Consider the following 8690-nt stretch of genomic DNA (forward strand, 5'->3'; position numbering starts at 1 on the left):
GCATCTTCGAGGTCGGCCGGCAATGTGATGAAGAAGCTGCGTAGGATGAAGACCGAAAGCGGCAGCGACGTCGCGGCATAGATGAAGGCAATGCCGAGCCGGCTGTTTATCAGGCCGAGATCGCGCGCCACCAGGAACAGCGGAATGGCCATCACCTGCGGCGGCACCAGCATGGCCGCAACCGCGACTGCGACCACAAGACCGCGTCCGGGGAAACGAAGACGCGCCACCGCATAGGCGCACGGCGTCGCGACGGCCACCAGAATGATCAATGCCGAGCCGGTGACGAAGATGCTGTTGACGATGCGCGATCCCATGCCGGCGATCCGCCAGGCATCGGCATAGTTCTGCAGCACCAGGCTCGATGGCGGACCCCAGACATTGCTGAGCATTTCCTGCTTGGTCTTGAGCGAACCGAACAGCACCCAAAGCAGCGGATAAACGGTCTCGAAGAGCACGAGGACGAGCGCGGCATAGATGCCGCCAAGTTCGAGGATGCCGCGCATGCCGAGGCGCTGCATGAGCCCGCGACGGCGAGAGCCGGCGGCGCCATCGTCCAGCGAAATTGGAGGGTTGGCGGCTGCTCTCATCAGACGTCGAGCCTTTGCCTGCGCATCAGGGCCAGCAGGCCGACACTGGCCAGCCCGACGATCATGAACAGCACATAGCCGATCGCCGCGGCGTAGCTCATGGCGCCGTCCTGGAAGGCCTTGCTCATCATGTAGGTGAGCACCACTTCGGTGGCGTGGTTCGGGCCGCCCTTGGTCAGGACATAGACGATGTCGAAATTGCGCACGAAGGCGCCGGAAAGGCCGAGGATGGTGTTGATGAAGATGATCGGCATCATCATCGGAACGGTGACGTGCCGGAAACGCTGCAAGGGGCCGGCGCCGTCCATTTTCGCGGATTCATAAAGTTCCGAGGGGATCGTCTGCAGCCCGGCCAGATAGATGACGGCATGGAAGCCGAGCCATTTCCAGACATCGACGACGATGATCGAGTAGAGCGCGATGTCGGCGTCGCCGAGCCATGATCGTTTCAGCCCGGCGAGGCCAATGAGATCGAGCCCGCTGTTGAGCAGGCCGAAGACGGGATTGTAGATCCAGGACCAGAGCAGGCCGACGGCAACGAAGGACATCGTCACCGGGACGAAAGCGGCGGCGCGGAAGAAGGCGCGGCCAAGCAGCGCCCGGTTCAGAAGCAGCGCCAGCCCGAGGCCGAGCGCGTTCTTCAGGACCACGACGGCAACGACGAAAATCAAATTGTTGCGCAGCGCACCGAGGAAAATGCGATCGTGCACGAGGCGCTTGTAGTTGGAAATACCTGCCCAGGTCGGGTCGGAAAACCCGTCCCAATTGTGCAGGCTGAGCCAGAAGCCGTTGACGAACGGCCAGAGGTAGAAAAGACCGAAGAGGATCGCGGCGGGCAGGATCATGACGAATGCGACCGCCCCGTCCCCGGCATTGAAGCGCCAGGTGCCGGATCGGCTCGAAACAGGAGCCTCCTCTTGCGGTCGCGTGCTCATGTGGCCTTCGCGCCTTGCGGGGTCAGCACCAGCCCGAGCGTGTCCCTGACATAGGCGATGCTCTCGAGCGTGCTTTGCTCTGCCGTTTTCTTGGACGCATCCAGCTCGATGATGGCGAGGCCATCGTAGTTTGCATCCAGCAGGACGTCGACGATGCCAGCGAGATCGACGACCCCGGCGCCGAGCTCGCAGAAAGCGCCATAGCGGTCATAGCCCTTCAACGCCGGATCGACCCTGGTGTCCTTGAAATGCATGTAGCGCACGGCGGAAATGTAGGTCCTGACCGCGTCGACCGGATCGGAATTGGTGTGGGCAAGATGCGCCGGATCGATGCACAGGCCGGCCAGGTCGGTATCCAGTTCATCCATCATGCGGTCGAGCTGGTCGCGGCGCTCGATGAAGGTGTCGAGGTGCGGGTGATAGACCGTCTCGATGCCAAGGTCCTTTGTCCGCCTGCCGATATCCTCGAGCGCCCGGCAAAAGGCGCGGTAGTCGTCGGCCGTGTGCGCCCCGGCAGCGGCTTCCGAGGGACCGCCGCCGAGAACCAGCACCGGTGAGCCGAAGCCCTTCAACATCCTGGCCAGCGCGACGAGCACGTCACGTTCATAAGGCCAGGCGACAGGGTTGGTGAAGATCGCATTGACGTAGAAGGAGGAGAGCTTGATGCCATACTCGCTCTGGCCTTCCGACAGCAGCGCATAGCGCCGCAAGATGTCGGTGTCGGTGGTCACTCCCATCGGCGCCTGGTTGCCGAGCTGCATGTATTTGCGGGCGTACTGGTCCGACAGGCTGGTGAAGGCGAGGATCTCGAACCAGCCGAAGCCCTGGTCGGCGAGAAACTTGATGGCCGGCCTGAGCGGAAGGCCGGTCAGGTCCCAGCTGTTCAGATGATAGCCGATCGAGAAGCGCTGCCGTTCGGCGCGATGTGTCATCATGTGTTTTCTCCGATGGGCGAGGCTGCCCGAAGCAGGCAGCCTCTGTTTTTCTTGCCTGGCACATCAGCCCGGCTGGATGGGCGCTCGCTTGCAGGCGCTACTTCAGGGCCTCATTTGGGCGGCCAGCTGCCCTGGGCCTTGAGGTCATCGAAGATGGTCTGGATCGATGCGGCGGCGTCTTCGGGCGTCGTGGTGCCGCCGACGATGCCGGCGATTGCCGAAGACGTGGCGCTCGCGACCTCCGAGGGCCAGATCCAGTCGAGGAACTTGATCGTGTTCGGGAAGGCTTGCTTGCGCAATTCGACGGCATAGGCATCGTCGACCTGCGGCACGCCCTTGATCGAGGCCGCGATCGGCTGTTCCGGCGCGAGGTAGAGCGTCGCGACTTCAGGCCGTGTCAGATATTCGATGAATTTGACCGCGGCATCGAGCTTCTCGGGCGGGATCGAGGAGGCGACGCACATGCCGTTGTCGGCACCGCCGCCATGGCCGGGCGCTCCCGGCGTTCCGTCCATTTTCGGAAAGGCGAAGACGCCCCATTTGAAGTCCTTGACGCTCGACTGGAGCGACGGGATTTCCCAGGTGCCGCCATAATACATGGCGCTCTTGCCGGCGGCGAACGCCGCACGCATGCCGTCCTGGTCGACGGAAAGCGAATCCTTGGAAAGGATGCCATCATCGACCCATTGCTTGATCAGCTTGAAGCCCTCGACATCGGGCGCGTCGGTGAACTTGGCCGTACCCTCGAGGTTCTTCTGCGTCTTGCCGACCGGGTCGCCCGAGGCCTGCGAGAAGGTCTCGAAGTACCACATCGGCCACATCACGGTGTTCGAGCCCTGATGCAGCAGAGGGATCACGCCCTCGGTCTTGAACTTCGGCACGGCTGCCTTCAGGTCGTCATAGGTTGGCGGGACAGGAATGGCGAGCTTCTGAAAGAGATCGACATTGTAGAAGATCGTCGATGTCGACAGCGTCGAGATCGGCACGCCGTAGACTTGGCCGTTGACCGTGAAGGCGCCAAGTGCAGCGGCGTCGATCCTGTCCTGGAACGGCTTGATCTTGTCGGCAATCGGCATCACCAGTTTGCGCCTGACATAGGCGCCATTGGTGTAGAAGGCCGGGCAGGCGATCAGGTCCATTTCCTGGTTTGCAAGTTTTGCGGTCATCACGCGCTGAATGGAATCGGTTTGCGGCCCCTGGGCATCCCATTCGACGGCGGCGACGTCGGGGTTGGCCTTGAGGAAGCCGTCGATGACCTGTTGCTGGATTTTCTTTTGCTCGTCCGGCGGTTGACGCGGCGCGAGTTCGTCGAGCGCCGAGCCGCCGAAAATCTTGAGCGTGATCCCGTCGGCGTGGCCGATGCCGGGCACTGTGATCAGGCCGAGACCTAGCAGTGCGGTGGCGAGGATGGGAGCGGCGGGACGTTGTTTAGGACGATGGGTCACTCTCTGCTGAAGGGGCATCTGGCTCTCCTTTACGCCAATGCCGAGGGGCAACCTCGGGACCAATATCGTTGATGGTCATATGATCTTGGTCGCCTGTTGATGTTTTTGTCAATCGGCAACAATGCCTATTATTTCATCGATCGCACCGCCCCCTTTCATGTTCGGCGTGGCCCGTGCGGTGTTCAATTTGCTTGGGCATTGATCTGCAAGAAGATCGGCAAACCAATTGTCGGATGCTGGCTGCTCCCGGTGACGGACAAGCCCCAATCTTCGCAATCTACTTCACGCCGATGCCGGCGGTCAGGCCGCCATCGATCTTGTAGTCCGCGCCAGTGCAGAAGCCGGCCTTCGACGAACACAGGAAAGCGATGAGTTCGGCCACTTCCTCCGGCTCGCCGATGCGTCCGATGGGGTGCGCTTCGCCGAAGCGCTTGTAGGCGGCCTCGACATCGGCATCCGTGCCGTTCTGCCCGCGGGCGGCCTTCTCCAGGATTGGGGTGCGGATCGAGCCCGGGCTGACGGAATTGACGCGGATGCCGGAGCGCGCATGGTCGAGGGCCAGGGCACGCGTCAGCGTGTGGATGGCGCCCTTGGTGGTGGCATAGGCGGCGACGTTTTGCTGGCAGGCAAAGCCCTGCACCGAAGCGACGTTGACGATGGCGCCGCCGCCCATGCGGACCATTTCCGGGATGCCGAAATGTGCGGTCAGATAGATGGACCCGACATTGACCGACATCGCCCTGTTCCAGGTCTCGAAATCGGTGCTGGTCGCGGTTCCGTACGGATGCACCGCCGCCGAATTGACGATGATATCGAGGCCGCCGAACCGCTCCACGCCGGCCGCGACCGCGTCGCGAACCTGATCGGGCACGGAGACGTCGGCGTCTATGACCAGCGCCCCGGCTGCGGAGCTTTCCAGTTCCGCTTTCAGCGCAGTATTGGCCGCGCGGTCGATGCCGCAGGCGACGATCGCAGCACCCCCTGCAGCGAGGCGTCTGGCGGTTGCGAGGCCAATCCCGGTCGTGCCCGTCACCAAAGCCACCTTGCCGTCGAAATCCTTCATTGGGAAAACTCCTTCATTCGCTGTCCGAAACCGTTCCTAGTTTGACACCCATTGTGGTCCAACAATAGGTTGCCATCCTCTCGCAGAAGGAAGCGGCTATGGAACAGTGCTGGCGCTGGTATGGACCGAACGACCCGGTAACGCTCGATCATGTCAGGCAGGCCGGTGCGACCGGCGTGGTGAGCGCCTTGCACGATATCTATGACGGGCGCGCCTGGCCGCTCGAGAGCATTCTGGAGCGCAAGCGTGTCATCGAGGCCGCCGGCCTGACATGGTCGGTGGTCGAGAGCATTCCGGTCCACAATTCATTCAAGATCGGCGCGCCGGAACGCGAGCGCTATGCCGGCTACTATCGTGACTCAATTCGCGCGCTCGCCAAGGCCGGCATTGCGACGGTCTGCTACAATTTCATGCCGGTGGTCGACTGGACGCGCACGGATCTCGCCTATCGGCTGCCAACGACAGGTTATGCGTTGCGTTTCGACGCCATCGATTTCGCGGCCTACGATTTGTTTGTGCTGAAGCGCGTCAATGCCGAGGCCGGCTATACCCCCGCCCGCATTGCCGAGGCGGAAGCGCGGCTGAAGGAATTGAGCAGCGAAGCGATCGACAGGATCGAGCGCAACCTGATCACCGGCCTGCCTGCGACCGAGCGCAGCTATGACAGGGACAGTTTTCGCGAGGCCCTGGCGGACTATGATGCGATCGGACCGAAGGAGCTGCGCGACAACCTTGCCTGGTTCCTGCGCGAGATCATTCCGGTGGCCGAAGAGGAGGGGGTGCGCATGTGCATCCATCCCGACGACCCGCCCTTCTCGCTCTATGGCCTGCCGCGCATCGTTTCGACCGCCGAGGATGCGCGTTTCATCCTCAACGCCGTCGACAGCCCCGCCAACGGCCTGACGTTCTGCACCGGCTCCTATGGCACGCGCGCCGACAACGACATCGTCGCCATGGTCAAGGAGTTCGCCGACCGCATCCATTTCGCCCATCTGCGCAACATCACCATCGAGGATGACGGCTCGTTCCACGAGGCCGAGCATCTCGAGGGCGGCACCGACATGGCGCATGTTATCCTGGCTCTGATGCAGGAAGAGGCGCGCCGCCGTCGGGAAGGCCGCGCCGACTGGCGCATTCCTATGCGGCCCGACCATGGCCATCTGCTCGCCGACGATATCGGCAAGACCAGGCTCAATCCTGGCTATTCGCTGATCGGCCGGCTGAAAGGCCTCGCCGAGCTGCGTGGCATCATGCGCGCCATCGAGCGGTTCGAGCTGGCTTGAATGCGCTCCGGCCGGTCGGCTGGCGGATTTACAGGCGATCACGCGCGGTTGCGCTTCCGCTGTGACTTATACGATGTCGCACTGGAAAGTGCGGCCTACGAGAGGCATGGCGGGTAAAGCACGTGTCGGGAAATTATTTGCCGGCAGTTCACAATATGCAGCGCTGACGTTCTTCCATTCGGGCCAGATTGGACTTCCTGTTGCTTTGATCGGCACGCCTTGCGTGTCACTTTGAGATGCATTCATTCTCGAAGCTCTTGCCGGTGGTCGCTTCTATTTCTCCTAAGCCAAGGCAGAGAAAAGAAGGAACCTGAGCATGCCCAGAATTGTGCCGGTGCTCGATCTGAGCCGTCTCGAACAAGGTGCTTCCGAGTATCGTACCTTTCTCCTGGACCTGCGCACGGCGGCTCGGGACGTCGGCTTCTTTTACCTCAGCGGCCACGGAATTTCGGCCTCGGAGATCGACGACGTGATCGACGCCTCGCGCCGGTTCTTCGCGCTGCCGGAGGCCGACAAGCTGGCGATCGAAATGGTCAAATCCCAGCAGTTCCGCGGCTATACCCGCGCCGGTGGCGAACTGACCAAGGGCGCGGCCGACTGGCGTGAGCAACTCGACATCGGCGTCGAGCGCCAGCCCATAGCGCAGGGACCTGGAATTGCACCGTGGACACGGCTGCAGGGGCCGAACCAGTGGCCGCCTGCACTGCCGGAGCTCAAGCCGGCACTGCTTGCATGGCAGGCCAAGGCGACCGCGGTGGCGATTCGGCTGTTGAAAGCCTTCGCGCTATCGCTCGATCAGCCCGAGGACGCCTTCGACGCGATCTACCGGGACTCGCCCAACCATCGTATGAAGATCGTTCGTTATCCCGGCCGTGACGCGACCGAAGGCGACCAGGGCGTCGGCGCGCACAAGGATGGCGGCTTCCTGACCCTGCTGCTGCAGGACGACAACAAGGGGCTGCAGGTCGAATATGACGGAAGCTGGGTGAATGTGGATCCGCTGCCCGGAACGCTGGTCGTCAACATCGGCGAACTGCTCGAACTCGCATCGAATGGATATCTGCGGGCCACCGTGCACCGCGTCGTGACGCCGCCTGCCGGCGTCGAGCGGATTTCCGTTCCCTTCTTCTTCAGCGCGCGGCTCGATGCGACCATCCCGCTTCTCGGCCTTTCCGAGGAACTGGCGGCGCAGGCGCGCGGACCGGCAAGCGATCCCGACAACCCCTTGTTCCGCGATGTCGGCACCAATGTGCTCAAAAGCCGGCTGCGTTCCCATCCCGACGTGGCACGCCGCCACTATGCCGATCTTCTGGAGACTGGAACGGTGGGTTCGTGACGGTCGCCTGGCACGAATTTTTGCCGTTTGGCATGTTTTTTGGAATGCCATTCGTCGCCAAGGCTTGGAAATAAGCTCAAAAAGGTAAAATCGTTCGGCGGTTTCCTCCCATTTCGCCGAACGGTGTTCCCCTCTGAAGGTTTTGACCTTCTTTTTGGCCGGGCCGTATTCGAGCCCGGCCTTTTTTGTCCTGGGGTATCAGGCGCAAAACTGAAATGCTGCAAAAGCCCGGCGCAGCGGAACAGAATACCTTCCCGAGTTGGGCTGACCGTCCGATCCTGAGAAGGATTCGAGCACTGTGCTCGACTGTATCGATCGGCGGAACATCTTTCATGACACGAAAACAACTGCGCCTCGGCGCCTTCATGCGCCCCGTCAGCCTGCACACCGGCGCCTGGCGCTATCCGGGCGCCTATCCCGACGCCAATTTCAATTTCGCGCATCTGAAGCGCTTCGCCCAGACCCTGGAAGCGGCGAAGTTCGACGCCTTCTTCATGGCCGACCATCTGGCCGTTCTGAACATGCCGATCGAGGCTTTGCGGCGCAGCCACACGGTCACCTCGTTCGAGCCGTTCACGCTACTGTCGGCGCTCGCCGCCGTCACTGACCATATCGGGCTGGTCGCCACCGCATCGACGACGTTCGACGCGCCCTATCATGTTGCTCGCCGCTTCGCCTCGCTGGACCATATCAGCGGTGGACGCGCCGGCTGGAACATCGTCACCACGTCCAACCCTGACGCGGCGCTGAACTTCGGCCTCGACGAGCATGTCGAGCATGATGAGCGCTACCGGCGGGCGCGGGAATTCTACGATGTCGTCACCGGCCTGTGGGACAGCTTTGCCGACGATGCCTTCATCCGCGACGCCGAAAGCGGGTTCTATTTCGATCCGGCCAGGCTGCATGTGCTCGACCACAAGGGCGAACATCTCTCGGTGCGTGGGCCGCTCAACATCGCCCGGCCAATCCAGGGTTGGCCGGTCGTCGTCCAGGCCGGCGCGTCGGAGGCTGGACGCCAACTGGCGGCGGAGACAGCGGAGGTCATTTTCGCCGCCCATGCGGATATCGCGGCGGGACAGCGTTTCTTTGCCGACGTCAAAGGC

Annotated in this window: 8 protein-coding genes; 3 read left to right on the forward strand and 5 right to left on the reverse strand. The window is 62.3% G+C overall.

Translation table 11 applies throughout. The features are described from left to right. From EN964_RS15850 to EN964_RS15870, 5 genes are all read right to left on the reverse strand, one after another. On the reverse strand, window positions 1-590 hold a 590-nt coding region (locus EN964_RS15850), incomplete at its 3' end, for a carbohydrate ABC transporter permease (protein WP_164775833.1). Then, window positions 590-1525 carry a carbohydrate ABC transporter permease gene (locus EN964_RS15855; protein WP_127267629.1) on the reverse strand — a complete coding sequence of 312 codons (936 nt, stop codon included), beginning with the start codon at window positions 1523-1525 and terminating at the stop codon, window positions 590-592. The genes EN964_RS15850 and EN964_RS15855, both read right to left, overlap by 1 nt. Continuing rightward, on the reverse strand, window positions 1522-2460 hold the full coding sequence (locus tag EN964_RS15860) for a sugar phosphate isomerase/epimerase (RefSeq protein WP_127271269.1): 939 nt from the start codon (window positions 2458-2460) through the stop codon (window positions 1522-1524). The genes EN964_RS15855 and EN964_RS15860 overlap by 4 nt, the downstream gene beginning before the upstream one ends. A gap of 110 nt (window positions 2461-2570) precedes the next feature. Beyond that, window positions 2571-3923 carry an extracellular solute-binding protein gene (locus EN964_RS15865; protein ID WP_127267238.1) on the reverse strand — a complete coding sequence of 451 codons (1353 nt, stop codon included), beginning with the start codon at window positions 3921-3923 and terminating at the stop codon, window positions 2571-2573. A gap of 259 nt (window positions 3924-4182) precedes the next feature. Then, window positions 4183-4968 (reverse strand): SDR family NAD(P)-dependent oxidoreductase, encoded by a 786-nt coding sequence (locus EN964_RS15870; RefSeq protein WP_127267237.1) that lies wholly within the window; start codon window positions 4966-4968, stop codon window positions 4183-4185. Between the two features lie 98 nt (window positions 4969-5066). On the opposite strand from EN964_RS15870, the gene uxuA reads away from it, so the two are divergent. The 3 genes from uxuA to EN964_RS15885 form a co-directional block, all read left to right on the forward strand. Continuing rightward, the gene (gene uxuA, locus EN964_RS15875) at window positions 5067-6251 is read left to right on the forward strand and encodes a mannonate dehydratase (protein ID WP_127267236.1); all 1185 of its coding nucleotides are present in this window, start codon (window positions 5067-5069) and stop codon (window positions 6249-6251) included. A gap of 316 nt (window positions 6252-6567) precedes the next feature. Then, window positions 6568-7587, forward strand: coding sequence for an isopenicillin N synthase family oxygenase (locus EN964_RS15880; protein ID WP_127267235.1), 1020 nt, complete (start codon window positions 6568-6570; stop codon window positions 7585-7587). A 332-nt stretch (window positions 7588-7919) separates the two neighbouring features. After that, window positions 7920-8690 (forward strand): NtaA/DmoA family FMN-dependent monooxygenase (locus EN964_RS15885; RefSeq protein ID WP_127276527.1); only part of this gene is annotated, 771 nt, incomplete at its 3' end.

It is taken from the genome of Mesorhizobium sp. M7A.F.Ca.CA.001.10.2.1 (assembly GCF_003998575.1).
In the GTDB taxonomy this organism is placed as follows: Bacteria; Pseudomonadota; Alphaproteobacteria; order Rhizobiales; family Rhizobiaceae; genus Mesorhizobium.

Coding starts and splice junctions, on each gene's coding strand:
- EN964_RS15870 (WP_127267237.1), bottom strand. CDS start 4,968: ATGAAGGATTTCGACGGCAAGGTGGCTTTGGTGACGGGCACGACCGGG.
- EN964_RS15860 (WP_127271269.1), bottom strand. CDS start 2,460: ATGATGACACATCGCGCCGAACGGCAGCGCTTCTCGATCGGCTATCAT.
- EN964_RS15865 (WP_127267238.1), bottom strand. CDS start 3,923: ATGCCCCTTCAGCAGAGAGTGACCCATCGTCCTAAACAACGTCCCGCC.
- uxuA (WP_127267236.1), top strand. CDS start 5,067: ATGGAACAGTGCTGGCGCTGGTATGGACCGAACGACCCGGTAACGCTC.
- EN964_RS15855 (WP_127267629.1), bottom strand. CDS start 1,525: ATGAGCACGCGACCGCAAGAGGAGGCTCCTGTTTCGAGCCGATCCGGC.
- EN964_RS15880 (WP_127267235.1), top strand. CDS start 6,568: ATGCCCAGAATTGTGCCGGTGCTCGATCTGAGCCGTCTCGAACAAGGT.